Genomic DNA, 20,504 nt, shown 5'->3' with positions numbered 1-20,504 from the left:
GCGGGCATGCAAAGCGGTCATGGGCGAGCCAGGAAGTCCAACGCCATTTGCGCGATCAGGTCGGGATTTTCCATCGCGATAAGATGGCCGTACTCGGCCATCGTGACAATTTCCACCTGGGGCAGTGCGCGCTTGAGGGTCAAGGCGTGAGCGGCGCCGGTGGAACGATTGCCTCGCGTGCCGAAGATCACCAAGGCTGGCGCCCGGCATCCCAGTACCCGCCGCAGGGTCTGAAAGCGCAACTCCAGTCGATAGAAGCTGGATTCTATCTCGGGTGGGCATTTAAGCCGCCAGCGTCCCTGTGGGTCCCAGGCCGCCCCCTCCTCGCAGTAGGCGCGTAGCAACTCGGGCTGCCAGCTATCGTAGGGTGGTTTGCCAGCAAAATGCCGATACATTTCGGCCGCATCGGTAAAGCTGGCGCGGCGCCGCAGAGTGCTTTGGACCAGCGGATTTTCAACCGCCGGAGGTTGCCCGATCAGGACCGGCTCGACCATCACCAGGCGAGAGATCAGCGCCGGCTCCTGTGCTGACAGGGCAGCCAGGATGGTAGCGCCGCCGGAATGGCCCACGCCGCGCAACTCGCGCAGCCCCAGTGCCTTTATCAGGGCGTGTAAATCGGCCAGTTGATGCTCCCAGTCGTAGGCGGCATCGGGTGGATGATCGCTGTCACCGTGGCCCCGTTGATCGTAGCTCAGCACTTGGCCAGCGCTGGTGAGGGCCCGCGCGATGGGCGCATATAGGAGCGCCATCATGCCGGTGGCGTGGACCAGCAGGATAGGCCGGCCGTGCCCGCCCCAATCCTGGCAGCGCAGGCGAATACCGTTGACTCGCAGGTCGAAACTCTTGGGCGGTGCCATCGCGCCCGCTATTTTAGCTGCCGGCTGGGAGCAAGGGCAGCGTAAGTTAAGTGTGCCCCTAGCACCTAGTCAGCAGGGAAATGGAACGGCCGATCGCACGTGACAAGTACTTTTTTGTGGGGCCGGACAAATTTGAGGTTCGCGGCGTTAGCTATGGGCCGTTCGCGCCCAACGCGCGCGGCGAACCTTATCCGGATTCGGCATTGGTGGCGGCCGACTTCGCGCGCGCCCGCGAATTGGGCGCCAACCTATTGCGGCTATATGCGATGCCGCCGGAGTGGCTGCTCGAACTGGCGGCGCGGGCCGAACTACGTCTGATGGTCGGGGTGGCTTGGCCCAGCTACGTGATGGTGTTGGATTCGCCCGACCTGATAAAACAGGTGCGCTTGGCGTTGGTAGCCACAATCGAGCGGATGCGGCCGTGGCGGGAATGGCTATTCGCTTATTGCCTGGCCAATGAAATTCGCCCCGACGTGGTCCGTTATCATGGCGTACGGCGGATACGTCGCTTTGTGCGCCAGCTCTATCGATTGGGTTCAAGCCTGGATCCCGAGGGCTTGTTCACGCTTGCCGCTTATCCTCCCAGCCAGTACCTCGATCTCAGTTTTTTGGACTTCGCCTGTTACAATCTCTACCTCCACTCATTGGCCGATTTTCGGAACTATCTGGGCCATTTGCAGGCTCAATGCGGAACGCGTCCGTTGCTGGTGGGCGAGACGGGGCTGGATACCGTGCGCAATGGCGAAGCGGCGCAGGCGGCGTTGCTGCCCCGGCTGATCGCGGCTGGCGCCGAGACCGGAGTGGCGGGCATGATTCTGTTCGCGCTGACCGACGAATGGCATACCGCCGGCGCTGACATCACTGACTGGGCCTTCGGCTTGCTCACCCGCCAGCGTCATCCCAAGCTCGCCTTTGCCGCGGTGGCCAGGCAGTGGACGCGACCTGCGCTAGTTGCGGCGCCGATGGTGTCGGTGGTGGTGGCTGCATACAATGCGGCGCAGACGCTGGGCTCATGTCTGGCTTCGCTGCAGGCGCTGGACTATCCCGCCTACGAGGTAATCGTGGTCGATGACGGCTCACAGGACCAAAGCTGGGAGATCGCCCGCACCGCAGGAGTCACTGTGCTGCGCACCAGCCATCGCGGTCTAAGTGCCGCCCGCAACCTGGGAATTGCCGCCGCGCGCGGCGAGTTCGTCGCATTTATCGACGCCGACGCGAAGGCGGACCGCGATTGGCTGAGCCAATTGATAGCCACGATGCGCCATCATCGAGCCGCCGCCGCGGGCGGCTCGGTGGTCGCGGCGCCGGTCGCGACGCCGTTGGCCGCGGCGTTGGCGGCCGCGCCCGGCCAAGCCACCGCGGTCCACCTAGCGGGCGTGCGCCTGCTCCATCTTTGTGGATGCAACATGGCGATGCAGCGCAGGGTGCTAGAGGCCATGGGAGGCTTTGATCCCCGCTTTACCACCGCCGGCGACGACGTGGATATTTCCCGCCGTCTGGCCGCCGCCGGCGCGGCGATCATGTATGCGCCGGGCGCAGTGGTACACCATCGCGCCCGTGCCTCGCTGTTCTCCTACCTAAGCCAGCAGCGCGGTTATGGGCGAGCGGAAGCGATACTAGGGTACAAGTATCGAGCCGCTGCGAGGCCGTCCCAGGATCGCGTGGGCGGGCGCTGGAAAGCTCGCATCTATCGGGGTGAATGGGGACAAGGATCGTTTCAGAGCCTCTATCCTGCTAGTTCCGACTTGATTGAGCTGCCGCGCGAATTCGCCTGGGTTACAGTGGCAGCCGCCGCCTGCCTGCTAGGCGCTTGGGCGCCATGGTTGACGGCACTGGGAGCATGCGCGCTGATGCTGACGGTGCTAAGCGCTGTGAGCTACGCGCGCAGGGCGCGGTTGGCGCGCGAATACGACAGGTTCGCGGTACGATGCCGGTTGGGTTGCCTGGCGCTCATCGGCCCCGTCTGCCGGGGTGCGGCGCGATGGGTCAAGCGAGTGGGGCTGGCCGCGGCCAGGCTGCGGCGCTCGTGAGCACGGCGGCGGTGTATTGGTGGATGGCGCGGCAGATGCGCCGTCATCTAGCGGGTCTGGGCCTGGTGGGCGCTCAAATCGCGATCATCACCGCCTTGGAGCTGCTCAAGCCTTGGCCGCTCAAGATAGTGATCGACAATGTGTTGGGAAAGGTGCCGCTGTCCAGCCGGCTAGGGCCGCGGATACTTGGGCTGGCGCACGCGGGCTGGTTGTTGCCCGCGGCCTGCCTGGCACAACTGGGAATTTATCTGCTCCTCGCATTGCTTCAATTGGCCAACACGCACAGCACGGTAGTGATCGGCCAGCGGATGGTCGCCGACTTGCGCGCGCACCTGTTCGATCATCTTACCCGCCTTTCCTGGCGCTTCCATCGCAACCGCTCGCTGGCTGATCTGATGGTGCGGGTTGCCTCCGATTCCTACGGCGTCCAGGCCCTGGCGATGAATGGGGTTTTTCCTGCCGCGGCTTCGCTGCTGCTGCTGGTCGCGATGCTAACCGCGATGGCGCGTATCGATATGGTTTTGGCGCTGGCCGCGCTATTGGTGTTGCCCGCCTTGGCGCTGGCAATTTTGGTGCTCAACCCGCGAATCGAGCGCACCGCGCTGGCGGCGCGAATGGCCGAGGGGGCAATCTACGATGCTGCCCACCGCGAGTTGGCTGCGCTGGAACTGCTCCAGGCCTACGGCGCGGAGCGTCAGGCCAGCCGGCGCTGGCGGTTGGCAAGCGCGCTCAATCTCAAGCGCAATCTCAACCTGTACTTGATGCAGACGTTATACGGGGGGATGGTCAGCGTGTTGCTGGCAGCTGGGGCGGCGGGCGTAATCTATCTGGGCGCGCGCCACGTCGTCCAAGGACGCTTGAGCGTAGGCGATCTAGTGGTGTTTGTCGCGTACCTGGGTTCGATGTACGCCCCGTTGAGCCACTTGTTCCAGACCCATGGTGCCAGTCAAAGCGCCCTGGCCAGCCTGCGTCGCTGTCTGGAGTTGCTGGCCGAAACCATTGAAATCGCCGACGCGCCCGGCGCGCTGCCCCTGACCCGACCACGTGGCGCGCTGCGAATAGAGGGGCTGAGTTTCAGCTATCCCGCTGGCGCGCCGCTGCTGGCGGAAGTCAGTTTGACGGCGGCGCCGGGCGCGACCTTGGTGATCGTTGGTCCCAGCGGGGCGGGAAAGACCACTTTGGCCGGTTTAATCGCGCGCTTTGATGAACCTAGTGGCGGGGTTATCGAGATCGACGGCCAGCGGGTGCAATCCTTGACGATTGGATCCCTGCGCCAAGCCATTGCGATGGTTCCGCAGCGGCCGATGCTATTGGCAGGCTCGCTGCGCGCCAATCTGACCCTGGGCTGTGCGAAAGCAAGCCGCGCGCGCATCGCACGGGTGGTTCGAGTATTTGGCCTGGAGCCGTTGATCGCGCGCCTGGGCGGGCTCGATGCACGCGTGGGGCAGGGCGGTGCGCCGCTTTCGCTGGGCGAGATCCAGCGCATCGCGCTGGCGCGCGCGATGCTCAAGCAAGCCGCCCTGATGATATTGGACGAGCCGACCAGCGCGCTGGATGCGGAGAGCGAAGCGCAGCTACTGAGTGCGATGCGCGCATTGGCGCCCAACCGCACCGTCGTCCTGATTACCCATCGTCTGTCGGCGGCTAGAATTGCTGATCGAATCGCGGTCTTGCGCGGCGGGCGGATTGAAGAGGGTGGGACCTTCGATCAATTGGTCGCACGTGGCGGCTACTTCAGCTATCTCTACCATCTGCAAAGCGGCGGCATGACGCAGGGCGCGAGTGGATTGGAGACCGCGCGCGCGATAAGCGCCCGCTGAGCGAGAGAGCATGTTTAATATTGGATTAACCGGCGGGATCGGCTCGGGCAAAAGCACGGTTGCCGCCATCTTGCGCGAACTGGGCGCGCCCGTGATCGACGCCGATCAGTTGGGACACGAGGTCTATCGGCCCGGCCGCCCGGCCTTTAACGACGTGGTCGCGACCTTCGGACGTGAGATTGTTGCTCCCGATGGCACGATCGACCGTCGCCGCCTGGGCGCGATCGTGTTCGCCGAACGCGCCGCGCTGGCCAAGTTGGAGGCGATTGTCCACCCGCTGATCCTGGCGGAAATCAAAGCGCGGGTAGGCGTGCTGCGCGCTCAGGGCGAGCGGCGTCCGATCGTGATCGAGGCGGCGATTTTGCTCGAGGCGCGTTGGCAGGATTTTTTCCAGGAGATCTGGCTGGTGGTGGCCGAGCGCGCCGACGTGGTGCGCCGTCTGGCGCTGCAGCGGGGCATGGATGCGACCCAGGTCGCGGCCCGCATCGCGGCCCAGATGCCGGAGGCAGAACGCCGCGCGCGCGCCACTTTGGTTATTGACAATCAGGGTAATCTGGAAGATTTGCGGGTGCGCGTGCGCGGCTTGTGGGAGCAATCGCTCAAGCGGGCCAACGATGCGTCGTGAACGTCGTCTTGCCTGCCCTGCTATTAGTTAATTGCCCATTAATAGATCAAATACGTACGCACGGAGCATTGATGAAGATTCTGATCATGGGAGCGGGCGCCATCGGCGCCTACTACGGCGCGCGCTTGCAACAGGCGGGCGAGGACGTCACCTTCTGTGCGCGCGGCGCGCATCTGCGAGCCCTGCAGAGCCAGGGGCTGAGCGTGACCAGCCCGCTGGGAGACTTCCATCTGCCAGTGACCGCAGTCGCCGAGCCAAGCCAGCACCAGCCCTACGATTTGATCATCTTTTGCGTCAAGAGCAACGATACCGAGGCGGCAATTGCCCAATGCCAGGGCTGTTTGGCGGCGGACGGGATGGTGTTGACGATACAAAACGGAGTTGAAAACGAAGGCCGACTGATTGCGAGCTTTGGCGCCGGCGCGGTGCTATCGGGCAACGCGCGCATTGGGGCCGAGCTGACCGGGCCTGGCCACGTGCGCCATTCGGCCGCCGGCTATATCGAATTCGGCGAACTGGATGGCACAATCAGCGGACGCGCGCAAAAGCTGGCCGACACGATGGGACGGGCCGGTATCCTGGGTGCGTTGTCGGATAAGATCCGCGACCTGCGCTGGGAGAAGTTGATGTGGAACGCGACCTTCAACACGATCTGCGCGCTGGCTCGCTGTACCGTCGGGCGAGTGCTCGACGATCCACGGGGATTGGAGTTGGTGCGTCAGATGCTCGAAGAGGTGCGGATGGTAGCCGGCGCCGAGGGCGCCCGTATCGGGCCCGAGCGCACCGACGCCTTACTGGCCTTTACCCGCAAGCATTTCTATACCAATCGTCCTTCGACCCTTCAGGATTTGGAGCGGGGTCGCCGCATGGAGGTTGAAGCTCTGATCGGGGTAGTGGTGCGGTTGGCGCGCCTGCATAATCTGGCGGTGCCGGCTAGTCAGACGATTTACGCGTTGCTGAGCCTGGCCAACCCGACGCCGGTGTAAGACACGTCTTTCGATGTGGTGGGACAGGTTATTCACTTCGCTTCATTCAGACAATTGGTGTGAGGTAGTACGCGGGCGCCGGCAAGTTGGGTCAGATCGCGCAGACCACGATGCGCGCCGGCGTGCCCAGAATGGTCACCGGGAGCACTGCGCTAGGAGTCAGATCGCTGCGCGCGATGCTCTCGCGTAGCAGGCCGCCCTCGCCGCTGAGCATCACCAGCCTACCGCCCGGAACCAGTACCCGGCGAAATTCGCCCATCAGGCGGGGATAGAGGCGGCGGTTATCGGAATGTGATCCGATGCGCCGGCCCCAGGGCAGATTGACAATAACCCGGGTGACGCTGGCGTCTCGCAAAGGAAGTGCGGTGGCATCCCACAGGCGTAACTCGATGGGCTTGTAACGCGGGCCAATATTCTCGCGCGCCGCGGCCAGCACCGCCTCATTGTGGTCGCCGCCGAGCAACATCCGATAGCGACCCAGATGAGCGCGTTCGATCAAAATCGTCCCCGCGCCGCACAGCGGATCGACTACTACGTCGTCGTCCTGAGGTTGCGACAGCCAAGCCATCGCGGCCGCGACCGAAGGGCGCAGGGAGCCGGGAAAGTGAGCGACCTTGTATTGGCGTTGGCGCATCCGGTCATCGCTCAAGCGCAGCGCCAGAATCAGTTCGTCCTGCAGCAAAGTGGCCCAGAATTCGACCTCGCCGTCGGCCTGTGCGCGCCAGCGATGGTCGCCCCGTTCGCCGATGCCGCGCTCGAGTGCGCGCGCCAGATCAACGCGGCGAAACTGATGGTCGCCCACCACTCGCACCAGCACGCGAAACGACAGCCGATAGCCGGCGCGGCTGCCCGCCGTCACCTGCACGCGGCTAAGAAGGGCCTGCTCGACAAAGGGCGCCGCGCGCGCCAGGCGGCGAGCCGCTTCCAACCCGTGCTCGTCGGTGGCGATACCACGCGCATAGCCGACCATTGCGAACAGATCCTCGGCACAACGTAGCCGAGCCAGCAGTCGCGGATCGGGAGCGTCGAAGACGGCCAATCCGGAACGATCGGGCACTACCCGCCGTCCGAGCTCGGTTACGCCCGCGATGCGGCTCACAGCCTCGCTGATCACGACCGCCTCTAGCCCAGGCTGGGTGTGGGCGATGATCGTTTGGGAGGAAAACTTCAGGCGCGGCGCGGCGTGCACCTGCGCCGTGGAGACGAGCTGGGTGGAGGGCTTAAATTGCTTGCGTATCGTCGCCATCCGCACCCTTGTTGCGCCGTCAGCTCGCCGCCGCGCACGGTTGGCTCCTTGGCCTGCTCTGACCGAACATCCTGTCCGCCGGGAAATGCGCGCCTGCTGAGCGAGATGGCGGCGGAGGCGTGGATTAAAATGCTATCTGCGCGAAACGTACTCGTGGGTTTCGGTGTTGACCGTAATCACGTCGCCTTCGTTGACGAAATGAGGCACCTGGACCACCAGCCCGGTTTCCGTGGTCGCGGGCTTGAGGGTGTTGGTCACCGCGGCGCTTTTCATTCCAGGGTCGGTCTGAACCACCTTCATTTCGATCGTCTTGGGCAGCTTGACGTTGAGCGGCGTGTTTTCATGCAGTTCGACTTCCACCTGCAGATTGGGCGAGAGGAAAGGTACGACCTCTTCGATAAGCTCGCGGGGAATCGTGCTTTGCTCGTAGCTTTCCGTATTCATGAAGTGGAAGTCCTCGCCGTCGCGGTAGAGAAATTCCATCTGGATCTGGTTTAGGATCACGCGCTCGACCCGGTCTTCCGAGCGGAAGCGGTTTTCAGTCTGGGAACCGGTCTTGATGTTGCGCAGCTTGGTCTGCACCATGCCCCGCCAGTTGCCGGGCGTGATGTGAGTGATGGTCATGATGCGCCACAGGTCTTTGTTGTACTCGATAACCATGCCGGGGCGTAACTGAGTGGCCTGCAATAGCATTCGATAGTCTCGCCGAGAGAATTAACGGTTGAAAGGCACTAAGCGCTGCCGCTCCGTGCTTTTAAATTGTCAAGCTACAGCGAGGCTGCATCCGTGGCAAGCTGGTTCACGAGCGCCTGGTCGCTGCTATTGAGGCTGGCGTGGGAGGATTGGGAAAAGCGCCGGAACCTTTGAGCCGTTTCCGCCTGTGCTTCTGCGCTCGCCGAACCCGTCTAACGAGGTGAGACACCCGGGCCCGGTGCGAAGGGGCCGTAATGGACTCCCGGACCGGGCACGACCGGAACCGTGCTGCCACCATAGGGCAAGATGCCATAGGGGTTGGTGCCGTACGAGTACGGACTGGCCCCATAGGGATAGCTGGGGGGGAAGGTGGCGTCGCCGCCGTAGATCGGTTGACTGGTGACCGCGCCGCTTGAGTCCATCGCCTGCACAACCGGGATTCCTAAAGCGGTATTGAAGCGGGCGACAAAGGGAATCTGGCGGTAGCCACCGGGCACCGTTCCCATCTCGCCGCCGACATTGATTGGTGCAATCAACTGTCCGTTTTGATAAATCCCGGCGCCTACGACATTCAGCCCATAGATTATGCCGCTGACCGCCATCAGGTCGGGGCCGATCGATTGCATCCCGGTGATCTGGATTCTGGTCGTAGGAGGGAAGGAATTGTACACCTCAGCTGGATAAGTATTGGCGCCGTAGGTTTGGCCGGTGTTGTTCAGCACAGTTTCCTGATAGCGGCCGCCGCGTGTGTACACCCGCACGCTGGCCTGATTGCCACGCAGCTCGAAGTTGGTGGCAAAATTGGAGATATGGTAGCCCGCTCCCGCCAGCACGGGAATTTGTCTCACCATCCGATGGTCGACGTAAATTCCCGCGCGCGTTATGTCCGCGCCGGCGATCTGTCCGGCCACCGCATATTGCCGCAGCGCGGAATTGGCCAGCGCAAACTGGCTGATATTGATAGAGACTTTGGGGGCCGGTCGGTTCATTGGTGGCAAGGTTTCCCCAACCTCGGCCGGCGCTCCCGCCATCGATATCGCCGCTTGCGCGCTATGTCCGCTGCCGTCGTAAACTCGGATAACGCTGCCCGCGGGTGGTGGCGCGATAGTTAGGTCCAGTTCGATCCGCTGATCGCGCCGATCGGGAGTAGGACGCAAATCGGTTATTTCTTCATTCCCCGCATAGATGCCCGCCGAAGTGATGTCGCGCCCCGTGATTACTCCCTTGATGTGCAGCTGGTCGGCGCTATCGAATCTTGTGGAATCAATCCGCACCGAGAGATCCGAGGACGCGCCGGTCCCGGCTGGAACTAGCGTGGGCACGGCTTCGGAAGCAGCAGTCGCCGGAATCGCGATTTTTAGTGTAGCCAATTCCTCTTTCATCTTCGTCCATTGAGCCCGATTCAGATCGGCGCCGGCGCCCTGCAGGGTCGAATCCACCGCCGCCTGGTCGCGCTCCAGCGCGGCCAGGGCGGCGCCGGCCTGCTCGCCCGCGTTCTCCTTGAGCGCGCGCAACAGGGTTTGCGAGTCGGCGGCGTACATTCCGATCGGACCCAGCAGGGCGCTGGGTTGGCTGTGAGCGTGGGTAGCGTTAAGCGTGTCGAGCAGGGCAAAGGCCTGATCGCTCAGCGTGCGCGCCAGCGCGGTAGGAGCTTGGGCCTGCGCCAGTTCGCCCGGCAGCAGCGTCAGAACCAGCGCCAGGAGGGCAAAGGCTCGAACTAACCGCGCCATCTTTTAACCTCCCGATACGAACTATGCCAGCTCTCCACTGATTGCGCGGTAGTCGTCTGGAACAGGGCGTGTGGCAAAGCCGGTTCGATCTGTTAAATTACAATAAATATGGAGCAAGCACGCGCCAACCTGATTTCGAACGAGCCTCAGCGGTTGAGTTTGGCGCCGGGCCTGGGCTGGCGAATTCGGCTCGCGACCCTGATCGTGCGGGTCACGGGCGAGGATCGGGTGCCTTTCCTCCACGGGATGTGCAGCAACGATGTCAAGGGGATGGCGCCCGGCTCGATCGTCTATGCCTTGATGCTCACCGATCACGCCCACATCATCAGCGATATTCACGTGTGGGCGCAAGCCGATGCACTGTGGCTGGAGATCGACCGCGAGTTATGGCCCACCACGCAGGCGCACTTGGAGAAATTTCTAGTTGCCGACGACGTCGAATTCGAGCAATGTCCTCAGGCCGCGGTGATGGAATTGCTGGGCGATCCGGCCTCGCTGGCGCATGCAACCCGCCTCATCGACGCGCCGTTGCCGGGTCATTTTACCACGCGCGATGGGTTGATGATCGGACGCATTCAGCGCTACGGCCAGGATGCCTGTTGCGTCATCGGACCGCGCGATCAACTGGAAGCGCTCGGGGCGGGGCTCCAGTCCTCGTGGTCCATGCTTGGCGAGGCCGATTGCGAGCGGCTGCGGATCGAAGCGGGATGGGCACGGGTGGGACAAGATACCAACGATCGCACGCTCGCGTTAGAGGCACGACTGGAGCGGGCTATTTCCTTTAGCAAAGGATGCTACCTGGGTCAGGAGACCGTGGAGCGTGCCACCTCGCGCGGCGGAGTGAAGCGGCGCCTGATGGGTCTGCGAATTGACGCTGCCGCCAGCGCGCCAGGGGGTTCGATCGAATTGGCTGGCCGCGCGGTAGGTCAATTGACCAGTGTCGCCCGCTCGCCGCGCTACGGGCTTATCGGTTTGGGGATCATTCAGCAGGCGGCTTGGCCGCCGGGGACGGAAGTCACGATCGTATCGCCGCAAGCGAAGCTTGCGGCGCATATTTGCGAGCTGCCCTTTGAGCAGTGAAGGGTGTACTTGAGGGGAGGATGTGAATGGCCAATCTGTTGGGCAAGCGCTACATGTGCGCCAAATGTGGAACCGAGGTGCTGTGCAACAAGCCGGGCGAGGGCACGGTGGAATGCTGCGATCAGCCCATGCAAATCAAAGAAGCCAAAGCGCTACCCGCCTCCGACTGAGCGTAATGATTCGAGAGGTAGCCGGCGCGATCGCTTTTTCCCAAACCAGCGAGCAAGCTTGCACCACCCGCGGTACTTAGTGGGTCATGACTGACGGGCAACCGGATTTAGTGCTGCACGGGGCTCGGCTGTGGGGGCGTCCGGATTGCGACGCAGTAGCGGTAGCGGGCGGCGCGATCGTTGCTTGCGGCCGATTCTCGGAGCTGAGCGCCAGTGTTGGCCCGCGTACCTATCTAATTCCGTTGGGTGGGCGCCTGCTGGCGCCCGGTTTTATCGATTCCCACCTGCATTTCATGGAAGCGGCGGCGGCTGCCGCGGGGGTGCGCTTGAACTCGGTGCGCAGCTTGCAGGAGTTGGAGCAGGAGTTGCGTCAGGCGGCGGCCCGCACCGCGCCCGGCAACTGGCTGCGAGTGTTTGGCTGCGACGAAAGCTTGTTGCGCGAGCGGCGCGGGCCGCGGCGCGAAGAACTAGACCGCGCCACGCCCAGGCATCCCTTGCGCCTACGCCATCAAACCCTGCACGCCTCCTGGCTCAATTCGCGCGCGATCGCTCTGCTGGGGCTGGAGCGCTCCGATTTCATACCGCCGCCGGGCGCTCGTTTGTCCCGCGACGCCAACGGCCGAGTGGAGAGCTTGGTGGTTGGGATGGAAGATTGGCTGGGCGCGCGCCTGCCGCGCGTGCTGGCGGCCGATTTGCAGAGTCGCGCGCGCACCTTCAGTCGCGAGCTGGCGGCCGCTGGAGTAACGGCATTTACCGACGCCGGCGCATGCAACGACCTGGCCCAGTTAGCGACTTTGGCTGAACTGTGCGCCGCCGGTGCGATCACCCAGCGCATCTCGGTGATGCTGGGCGAAGGGCAGATAGCGCATTTTCCTTCGACCAAGGAGTTATCCCAGGGGGCGCGGGTGGCGTGTACAGGGATTAAATTTCGCGCCGCCCCGGCTTCGCCACAGCGAGTGGAGAGCGTTCGTCGCGCCTTGGAAATGGGAGCCAGCTGCGCCTTTCACGCCACCGAGATTGAAGAGCTCGAAGCTGCGCTCAACGCGGTGGAAGCGGCGGTTGCGGGCTTGAAGCGGCCGCCCACCGCGCCCTGCCGGATCGAGCATGGCGGGATAATCACCGACGAGCAGGCCACGCGTATCGCCGCCCTGGGTGCCTGGGTGGTGACCAATCCCGGCTTCATCTACTATCGCGGCGCGAAATATTGCGACGAGCCGGGCCTGACGCCCTACCTTTATCGCGCGCGCAGTCTGCTGCGCACCGGAATTCCACTGGCGGCCGGCACCGATGCGCCGGTAACCCCGGCCCGCCCGCTGGTGGCGATCGCCGCCGCCATCGCCCGAACCACGTTGGAGGGAGCCCAATTGGGGGCTGATGAAGCTTTGCCGTTGCCCCAGGCCTTCGACCTTTTTACTCGCGCCGGCGCCGAGTTGGCGGGCTGGCCGGCGGGCGCGTTGCAGCCGGGTCTGGCCGCCGACATGATCGTGATGGCGGCCGATCCCAGCCAGCTCACGCCGGCGGAACTGGCTGCTGTGCCGATCGATTTGACGATCATTGGCGGACGAGTGGTATATGAGCGCGGGCGGCCCGAAACCATCACTGGTATCCCCGGATTCTGAACCATCGGCCACCGTGCTGCTGGACAAGCGCGGTCCGGTAGCTTGGCTGACCCTCAATCGGCCGGAGGTCTTCAACGCCTATAACCTTCGCATGCGCGACGAACTCTACCAGGCCTTGTGGGCGGTCCACCATGACCCCGAGGTCGGCGCTATGGTGTTGGCCGGTGCGGGTGCCGCCTTTTGCAGCGGCGGTGACGTAAGCGAATTCGGCCAGGCGCCTTCGCCGATCGTGGCCCGTTGGGTCCGCTTTCGGCGTGATGTTTGGCAACTCTTGCGCAGCCTGCCCGTGGTTTCCATCGCGGCCCTGCACGGCTACGCCGTGGGTGGTGGATTGGAGATGGCATTGCTGTGCGATTTCGCGATCGCCGCCAGCGATACCCGGCTGTCTCTGCCCGAGACCGCAATGGGGATGATTCCGGGGGTGGCGGGAACCCAGACGGCGCCGCGACGGTTGGGGCTGGGATGGGCGCTCGATCTTGCCTTGACCGGTCGTTGGATTGACGCGAATCTGGCGCGACGTATAGGTTTGGTGGCCGAAATCAGCCCGCCGTCCCAGCTCGATGCGAGGGTTCAGCGGCTGGCTCTTAAGTGCAGCCGCTTCCCGCGCGCGCTCAGCGCGGCGCTGCGATGCGCGGTGTGGGAAGGGCTGGAGTTGCCCATGGCGCAGGCTCTCAGGCACGAGCGCAATCTGGCGGCGCGAGTGAAATCATTCGCCTGAACCTTCGACGCAGGAACACTTGAGTGAATACCGTTGGCTTTCTCTCCATTCCGGCTGGCCTGTTTCCCGACCAGGAAATCCTGGTCTTCGGTCGCCGCCGCTACACTTACGCGCAACTCGCTGAGCTGAGCGCGCGGATCTGCACGGTCTTTGCCAATTTGGGCCTTGAGCGCCACGAGCAGGCCGCGGGCGGGGCCGACGTGGTTGCGGTGCTCGATACCAACTCCGACCTTTATCTGGCGGCCTACTATGCCGCGGCTCGAGCCGGCCTGACCTTTCTGCCGCTCAATTACCGAGCCAAGGCGCCCGAGTTGGAATACATGCTAGCCACCGCGTGCGCGCGGGTTTTGCTGGTGGGCGAGCGTTATCGCCCCACGCTGGCCCAGCTTCGCGACCGCCTGCCCGCCCTCCACGCCATTATCGACCTGGGCGAAGACAGCCCGGATAATCTGCGCCAGATGGCGGAGGCGGCCATGCCCGCGCAGTGGGAGGCTGAAATCGCCGAAGAAGATACCTCAATCCTAATGTACACCAGCGGCACCACCTCGCAGCCCAAGGGCGTGATGTTGAGCTTTCACGACTTCACCGCCTATGTGACCGCCAATGTCGAGATGGCCGACGGCGGCGAGCGCGGTGTCGCGCTGATTTGCGTGCCCTTTTACCATATCGCCGGCGCCACCGCGATGATGAGTTCGCCATGGAGTGGCCGCAAGATGATCGTGATGCCTCAATTCGAGCCGCGAGCTTGGCTGGAACTGGTGGCGCGTGAGCGGGTAACGCACGCTTTCGTCGTGCCCACGATGCTCAAGCAGTTGCTCGACGAGCCGGCCTTGGCTCACACTGATCTCTCTAGCCTGCAGAATCTAGCCTACGGCGGCGCTCCGATGCCGCTTGGGGTCATCCGCCGCGCGATCGAAGTGCTGCCCCGGTCCGTTGGATTCGTCAATGCCTACGGCCAGACCGAAACCACCTCGTCGCTGACCGTGTTGGGGCCCGAAGACCATCGCTTGGAGGGCAATCCCGAAGAGATCGAGCTTAAGCTTAAGCGCCTAGGCTCGATCGGCCGGCCCCTGGCGGACGTCGAAGTGATGGTGCGCGACGAAAGCGGCAACCGACTGGGACCCGACCAGGTCGGCGAACTGTGTATCCGAACCCCCCGCGTGATGAAAGGCTACGCCGGCCATCGCGACGAGTTGGCCTTGGGCGATGGATGGCGAGCCACCGGCGACCTGGGTTGGATCGACCGCGGCGGGTATGTCTTTTTCGCGGGACGCAAGGACGATTTGATCATCCGCGGCGGCGAGAATATCGCTCCCGCCGAGGTCGAGGCGGTGCTGATGAGCCATCCCGCAGTGGAAGAGGCGGCGGTGGTGGGTTGGCCCTCGCAGGAGTGGGGGCAGACGGTGGCGGCTTTCATCGTGGTGCGTGCGGGCCATAAGCTCGACAGCGCGGAACTGCACGCGTTTTGCTCAGCCCGCCTGGCCAGCTTCAAATGCCCCAAGGATTATCGCTTCATTGCTGCCCTGCCGCGCAACCCGCTGGGCAAAATCCTGCGCAAGGAACTGCGCGCTATTGACTGAGCCGAATCGATCGCGCCGTGCCGTGCCGCCATCCGGACGCGTGATTATTCGGCGCCTGCCGGGTTATGTAAGCGCCGTATTGGAAGCACCGCGCGCCAATCGGCTCACTGCCAGGATGGCGCAAAATCTGATCGAACTGGCCGAAGAGGTGGAAGACGACGACGGCGTGCGCTTTGTGGTAATCGCCGGCGGCGGTGGAAATTTTTGCGCCGGTTTTCAGCCCGACGTGGACGGGGCGGTAGTGGAATCGCTCGCCGCGCTCAGTAAGCCCACGCTGGCCGTGATCGAAGGCCAGGCTTTTGACGAGGGACTGGAGCTTGCTCTGGCGCTGGACCTGCGCGCGGCCCATGCCGGCGCGCGGATGGGGTTGCGCCAATTGCTGCGTGGGCAGTTGCCGCGCTTTGGTGGCAGCCAGCGCTTGCCTCGCCTGATCGGGGTTGCGCCGGCGCTGCGGATGATGCTGACCGGCGCCACCGTGTCGGGCCGCCAGGCGCTGAAGCTGGGGCTGGTAACCTACGCGCCGGCCAGCAAGGCGGCGTTGGCAGCGCTCAGGGCTAAGCTGATCGCGAGCCTGCTTGCGCGTGCGCCGCTAGCCACGCGGTTGGTCAAAGAGGCGATTGTCAAGGGCTACGATCTGACCTTGGATCAGGGCATTCGGCTGGAAGAGGATCTCTACGCGCTGCTCCAAACCACCGCCGATCGGGCCGAGGGTGTGCGCGCTTTCCTGGACAAACGCAAACCGCTATTCAAGGGAAGATGAGCGTTTGGGAGTAAGTTCCGTCAAGATGGCTAACCAGCTAGGCAAGATTTACATTTGCGGTAAGTGCAATTCGCAGGTCATTGTGACCAAGGCCGGCGCCGGTGTGCTGAAATGCTGCGGCGTGGCTATGGAACAGAAAAAGTAACCACTATCGAAGCGTGCGGCGCGGTTCATTGCTGCGCTTCTTTTTCCGCAAGGTACACGCCGACCTGAAGATGGCTGGCGATGTCGACTCTCGTTACCGTGGTGGCTCGCGTCCCACCGGGGCGAATGAGAGGCTGTCGACAGCCAGCGCCGGTACGTAAAAAACATGCGGCTCGCCCCATACCAGGGCGAGATGGGTGCGATTGCCGGCGGCACGGACGGCGTTGAAGACTTCGTCGATGTTGGCGTTGATACGCAGTCGATTGGGCACGATTGGCGCGCTTACGCGGCCGTCTACGATCAGGTAGGAATCGCCGCTCACGGTGCAGGTAAAATCACCGGCTCGCTGGCCGTTAATCGGATAGGTGTACCAGACCCTCCCGACTTGGATGCCGTGGCGGATATCACCCGCCAGCTTGCCTTCTTCCCTGCCGCCCCGTGCTCGCAACGCAACGTTGCTAGCCACCGCGCGTGGCGGCGCGTCGAAACGCCGTCCGCCGTAACTGCCCAGCCGCCAGCCGCAATTGGGCTTGAGGGCGAGGCCGGAGGTCTGCGCCGCCACCCCGGCTTGCGCCGCGCGTAGCCGCAGGGTGTCGTAATAGGAGGCCATCAAGCCAGCGACCTTGCCGTTGCGAATCAGGCTGGTGCGCGTGGTTGAGAGTCCCTCGCAGCTAATCTGCCGATGGAGCGCGCCCCAGGCGGCGCGCGGGTTGTCCTCCAGATCGAGCCGGGGATCCATGACCGCGCTCGCCAAGCGTCCGTAGTAGGCGGAATCGGCGCGGTAAAACGACGCCGCGCTGAGCGAGGGTAGCACCATGTACCCTAGGATTTCGGCGATCGGCTGGGGGCCAAGCAATACCGGATAGCGCCCCTCGGGTGGACAGATGCCATTGCCGCCGCGCAGCGCCCCAGCCATTGCCTGGGCACCCAGTTGGACGGCCTGCTCTAATTGATCGATTGAGCGGCCGGCGGCGCTAGCGGCTGACTTGGCGCCGGTGGCTTCGATTACTACGGTGACCGTGGCGGTGAAATGGGCGCTTTCGTCGGCGCGGATACCGCTTAACTGGGAGCCCGCCACTGCGATTCGATCGCGGGTCAGGGTAAGGTCGCCGCCGACGATCAGTGCGGGCGGATTGGGCACCTCTTCGCGATGGTCGAAGGTATCGAGTGCTCCGCGCAGAATGCGCCAGGCATAGCCGGTCAGCGCTAACGAAGTCAGCCCCATCAAGCCAGGGCGTTCCCACGTGGCTGCGGCCGGCGCGCGGCTGGCCGGTAGGCTTTGAAAATGGGGGTCATGGACCGCCTCGCGGCGTGCTTGTGCCAGGGCCGCGCAAAGAGATGGAAGGTTGAGCTCTCCTGCGCGCGAGGCGCTGCCGAAGCGTGCCGGATCGTCGTCGGTTAAGACACGAACCGCCAGCCCCTGGCTGTGAAGTGACTTGGTTTCTTCGACCCCGCGCGAGGGCAGGTCGGAAGTGTAATTGAGCCGCGCGACGATCTGTTCGCCGCTTTGCGCATAGATTTCGAATTGGCGCAGGCCGGGCTCGCGCGCCGCCCGCGCTAAGCCCCGAGTCAGGAAATCGCGCAGTGCGTGCAGGGTTGGCATCGGGTCAGACTCCCAACAAATAGCCGCGCGAGCGCAAGGTGGGTCCACCGTTGGACATGCGCTTTATCTGCATGGGCTGTCCTTTGCCGCAATTGGGGATCGCGAACAGGTGCAAATCGTTGCCCGCCGCGTCGATTTGGCTGAAGAAGCGCTTGGCGTCGGCGGCCAGGCTGCCGGCGCGATAAAGCTGGCCCAGGCGCCCGTGCTCGATCGCATAGACGCGGCGGGCCGAGATGCGGAAGTTCTCGCGAGATTCGGCGATGGAAGGCGTGCGACTGCCGCACACGTAATAGCCGTGGTTCACTTCGCCGATGATTTCCTCGGGGGTACGCTGGCCGGGCAGGATGAAGGTGTTGGACATGCGAATCAGCGGTGCGTAGGGTGCTGCGCTGGCCCGTGCCGACCCGTTGGGCGCTACGCCTAGGATCGCGGCGGTGGCGCGCGAGTTGAGAAAGTCCACATATATTCCGCGATCGATATGCGTCACACGCTGGCCGGCCACTCCTTCGTGGTCATAGGCGTAATGGCCATAGCCGGGCAGGCTCGGATCGGAGCAGGCGGACAACAGCGCAGAGCCAATCTGGCAGCCGATTTGATTATCGCTCAGCGAGCGCAAAAACCAGCTCCGGCCAGCGTATCCTGCTTCCATCTTGAGGGCGCGGTCGGCTTCGCTGGGATGCCCCACGATCTCGTGGGCTACTAGCGCGTTGAAATGGGGATCGGTGACAACCACCGCCTCTTCCTCCGATGGACGCAGGGCAGGAGCGGCAGCCAGCATCCGAGCCTCGCCGGCCAGATCGAGCGCAAACTGGCGCAGCGAGGGAGTCACCATCGGCGGCTCGCCCCCGCCCTCGAAGAGGACTTCGGGTCCGAGCTGTTGGCCGATACTGTCATGGGACTCGTCATGCCCCTGGGCGCTCTGCGCGACCACATAGCAATCCCCTTGAGCAAAGGCGAAGCCCTGGGCAAGCACGCTTCCTTCGCTAGTAATCAGCAATTCCCGGCGCAATTCGGTCATCGCCGAAACGCTGTTAAAGACTACCTCGCGCCCCAAGCCGCCAATTTCGCCGGAGACTTGGCGGCACAGTGCCTCCAATTCGGACTGCGCCAGCCCGGTCGGATCGCGGGCGAAGCGGGCCGGTAGATTGGAGCGCTGAGAGGGCGTTGCGACCCAGCCGGGAGTAGGGCCGGGGCGGGAGCGAGCCAAAGCAGCGGCTTGACGAGCATTGTAGCGTGCGCGTTCGTAGGCTCGGGCATAACCCGCCCGCAACGCCGCCAGCAATTTGTGCGCGCTGCGCGCTTCGCTGCCCAGTTCCAAACCGCTGTAGCCGAAGCCCAGGGCGGCGCCGGACCGAGCCAGCACGCTCATTCCCAAGCCCGCACTTTGGGTCACTGTGCTGCGCCGCGCGGCGCCGTTGTCTGCGCTCGCTGCCCGTCGAAAAATCACTTCTAGCCGCAAGGAAGAAAACCAGGTATCACGTCGCGGGCGGTTCAGGCGGGCCAGCTCGTCTTCCCCATGTTGCATGAGGTAGTCAACCGTCTCGAACAGGTCGTTCATGTCTGCCGCGGGAAGTTGCAACTTGTGAAATTATTTTAGCACGAAATCCATGACTAGCAGGGTGACCACCACCGCGGCCGCCAGGATGGTCGTGAGCGTGGCCAAGGCGCCCATGCGATGGGCCCAACGTTGGCGGTTGGGTGGGACCGGGCGCTCGACGTGGGCGGAATGAAAGCCGCTGTAGCTGCCGATGCGGGAGGTCACAAAGATGCCCGAGCCAGGGATACCTGGGATACAGGTCAGCCGGCCGCGCGACCAATTGACGTGACGGCCGGCGATTCCCACCGTGATCCCTGGTCCCGAACGACTCACCACGACGTTTAAGTTGGGAAAGATTTTAAAGCGCCGGTGAAATCGATAATTCACAACCCTAACAGCGTCGGGCGGCAAAAAAGCGCGCCAGGATCTGTGCACATTCTGATGCCATAAGCTCGGGATAGATTTCAACCCAATGGTTTAACCAACCATCCCGGCCAAAATCGTAAACCGATCCGGCTGCTCCGGCCTTGGGGTCACGTACACCAAACTTAACTCGCGCCAGCCGCGCTTGAATAATCGCACCCATGCACATCGGACAGGGCTCCAACGTGACATACAAAGCGGCGCCGCCCAGCCGGTAGCTACCCAAGCTCTGAGCGGCCGCGCGAATCGCGAGGATTTCGGCATGGGCAGTAGGATCGTTAAGACCGATGGGCTGATTATGGGCGCGTGCGATGACCTTGCCGTCGTACTCGATTATCGCGCCGACCGGGACTTCGCCGCCTCGGGCGCCACGTTCGGCCTCATCCAGCGCCAAGTGCATTAGGGCTACGTCGTGCTCGTCGTACGGCATCGGAGTGCAATGATTGATCGGGCGCCGGTTGGCGGCAAGCCGCTGCCCTAAGTAGCTCGGACTTGGTATGCTCAGCTAGGAGCAGGACGACGCGATGGCGGAATTGGGAGTTATTACCGCGACACAACTGGCCGAGCGCATGAAGAGAGCCGATCGGCCGGTGATTTTGGATGTACGTGAGGCCTTCGAAGTGGCCTGTGCGCCCTTTCCCGATGCGATCCACGTTCCAATGGACGAAATTCCCGCTCGGTTGGCCGAATTGGACAAGGAACGCGAAACCGTGGTGCTGTGTCATCATGGTATGCGCAGCGCCCAGGTTGCCGGCTATCTTCACCAAAGTGGCTTTGCCCGAGTCCTCAATTTGGCCGGCGGCATCGAGGCATGGTCGTGCGAGGTCGATCCAACCGTGCCGCGCTATTGAGCGGCGGGTGGCCCGCCAGGTTAGCAGTTGCG

At 63.5% G+C, this 20,504-nt stretch carries 19 protein-coding genes; 11 read left to right on the top strand and 8 right to left on the bottom strand.

From position 1 onward, the window contains the following. Positions 1–17 precede the first annotated feature (17 nt). Positions 18–857: an alpha/beta hydrolase gene (locus VKV28_12600; protein HLH77636.1), complete on the bottom strand. Its 840-nt coding sequence runs from the start codon at positions 855–857 to the stop codon at positions 18–20. Positions 858–937: 80 nt separating this feature from the next. On the opposite strand from VKV28_12600, the gene VKV28_12595 reads away from it, so the two are divergent. The 4 genes from VKV28_12595 (at position 938) to VKV28_12580 (ending at position 6,318) form a co-directional block, all read left to right on the top strand. After that, positions 938–2,887: a glycosyltransferase gene (locus tag VKV28_12595; GenBank protein HLH77635.1), complete on the top strand. Its 1,950-nt coding sequence runs from the start codon at positions 938–940 to the stop codon at positions 2,885–2,887. Beyond that, complete coding sequence (locus tag VKV28_12590) at positions 2,839–4,707, top strand: ABC transporter ATP-binding protein (protein HLH77634.1); 1,869 nt, start codon at positions 2,839–2,841, stop codon at positions 4,705–4,707. The genes VKV28_12595 and VKV28_12590 overlap by 49 nt, the downstream gene beginning before the upstream one ends. 10 nt (positions 4,708–4,717) lie before the next feature. Beyond that, positions 4,718–5,332 (top strand): dephospho-CoA kinase, encoded by a 615-nt coding sequence (gene coaE, locus VKV28_12585; protein HLH77633.1) that lies wholly within the window; start codon positions 4,718–4,720, stop codon positions 5,330–5,332. A 71-nt stretch (positions 5,333–5,403) separates the two neighbouring features. Continuing rightward, the gene (locus VKV28_12580; GenBank protein ID HLH77632.1) at positions 5,404–6,318 is read left to right on the top strand and encodes a 2-dehydropantoate 2-reductase; all 915 of its coding nucleotides are present in this window, start codon (positions 5,404–5,406) and stop codon (positions 6,316–6,318) included. Between the two features lie 91 nt (positions 6,319–6,409). Here the strand turns inward: VKV28_12580 and VKV28_12575 are convergent, their stop codons facing one another. The 3 genes from VKV28_12575 to VKV28_12565 form a co-directional block, all read right to left on the bottom strand. Then, positions 6,410–7,564: a methyltransferase domain-containing protein gene (locus tag VKV28_12575; protein HLH77631.1), complete on the bottom strand. Its 1,155-nt coding sequence runs from the start codon at positions 7,562–7,564 to the stop codon at positions 6,410–6,412. 132 nt (positions 7,565–7,696) lie between these two features. Beyond that, entirely contained in the window at positions 7,697–8,257 is a 561-nt protein-coding gene (gene efp, locus VKV28_12570) for an elongation factor P (protein ID HLH77630.1), read from the bottom strand. A 212-nt stretch (positions 8,258–8,469) separates the two neighbouring features. Continuing rightward, a complete protein-coding gene (locus VKV28_12565; protein HLH77629.1) occupies positions 8,470–9,987 on the bottom strand; it encodes a hypothetical protein in 1,518 nt (505 codons plus the stop codon). Between the two features lie 153 nt (positions 9,988–10,140). Between VKV28_12565 and VKV28_12560 the strand changes: the two genes are divergently transcribed. The 6 genes from VKV28_12560 (at position 10,141) to VKV28_12535 (ending at position 15,914) form a co-directional block, all read left to right on the top strand. Beyond that, the gene (locus tag VKV28_12560; protein ID HLH77628.1) at positions 10,141–11,067 is read left to right on the top strand and encodes a glycine cleavage T C-terminal barrel domain-containing protein; all 927 of its coding nucleotides are present in this window, start codon (positions 10,141–10,143) and stop codon (positions 11,065–11,067) included. Positions 11,068–11,093: 26 nt separating this feature from the next. Next, positions 11,094–11,237, top strand: a complete 144-nt coding sequence (locus tag VKV28_12555) for a hypothetical protein (protein HLH77627.1) — start codon at positions 11,094–11,096, stop codon at positions 11,235–11,237. Between the two features lie 86 nt (positions 11,238–11,323). After that, a complete protein-coding gene (locus tag VKV28_12550; GenBank protein HLH77626.1) occupies positions 11,324–12,856 on the top strand; it encodes an amidohydrolase family protein in 1,533 nt (510 codons plus the stop codon). Between the two features lie 13 nt (positions 12,857–12,869). After that, entirely contained in the window at positions 12,870–13,574 is a 705-nt protein-coding gene (locus tag VKV28_12545) for an enoyl-CoA hydratase/isomerase family protein (GenBank protein ID HLH77625.1), read from the top strand. Positions 13,575–13,597: 23 nt separating this feature from the next. Then, positions 13,598–15,154 (top strand): AMP-binding protein, encoded by a 1,557-nt coding sequence (locus tag VKV28_12540; protein HLH77624.1) that lies wholly within the window; start codon positions 13,598–13,600, stop codon positions 15,152–15,154. After that, positions 15,147–15,914 (top strand): enoyl-CoA hydratase-related protein, encoded by a 768-nt coding sequence (locus VKV28_12535; GenBank protein HLH77623.1) that lies wholly within the window; start codon positions 15,147–15,149, stop codon positions 15,912–15,914. Before VKV28_12540 ends, VKV28_12535 begins: the two co-directional genes overlap by 8 nt. Before the next feature lie 238 nt (positions 15,915–16,152). On the opposite strand, the gene VKV28_12530 is transcribed toward VKV28_12535, so the two are convergent. Genes VKV28_12530 through tadA form a run of 4 tightly spaced genes read right to left on the bottom strand, consistent with a single transcriptional unit; the run spans position 16,153 to position 20,051 of the window. Then, positions 16,153–17,661 (bottom strand): metallopeptidase TldD-related protein, encoded by a 1,509-nt coding sequence (locus VKV28_12530; protein ID HLH77622.1) that lies wholly within the window; start codon positions 17,659–17,661, stop codon positions 16,153–16,155. A gap of 4 nt (positions 17,662–17,665) precedes the next feature. Then, positions 17,666–19,219: a TldD/PmbA family protein gene (locus VKV28_12525; GenBank protein HLH77621.1), complete on the bottom strand. Its 1,554-nt coding sequence runs from the start codon at positions 19,217–19,219 to the stop codon at positions 17,666–17,668. A 30-nt stretch (positions 19,220–19,249) separates the two neighbouring features. Further along, positions 19,250–19,585, bottom strand: coding sequence for a DUF4236 domain-containing protein (locus tag VKV28_12520; GenBank protein ID HLH77620.1), 336 nt, complete (start codon positions 19,583–19,585; stop codon positions 19,250–19,252). A gap of 4 nt (positions 19,586–19,589) precedes the next feature. Next, the gene (tadA, locus tag VKV28_12515; GenBank protein HLH77619.1) at positions 19,590–20,051 is read right to left on the bottom strand and encodes a tRNA adenosine(34) deaminase TadA; all 462 of its coding nucleotides are present in this window, start codon (positions 20,049–20,051) and stop codon (positions 19,590–19,592) included. 94 nt (positions 20,052–20,145) lie between these two features. Between tadA and VKV28_12510 the strand changes: the two genes are divergently transcribed. Further along, positions 20,146–20,472, top strand: coding sequence for a rhodanese-like domain-containing protein (locus VKV28_12510; GenBank protein HLH77618.1), 327 nt, complete (start codon positions 20,146–20,148; stop codon positions 20,470–20,472). Positions 20,473–20,504: the final 32 nt, after the last annotated feature.

The sequence above is a fragment of the Candidatus Binataceae bacterium genome (genome assembly GCA_035294265.1).
In the GTDB taxonomy this organism is placed as follows: Bacteria; Desulfobacterota; Binatia; order Binatales; family Binataceae; genus DATGLK01.
The sequence above is the reverse complement of the archived record's forward strand: the minus strand, read 5'-3'. Positions and strand labels throughout refer to the sequence as shown.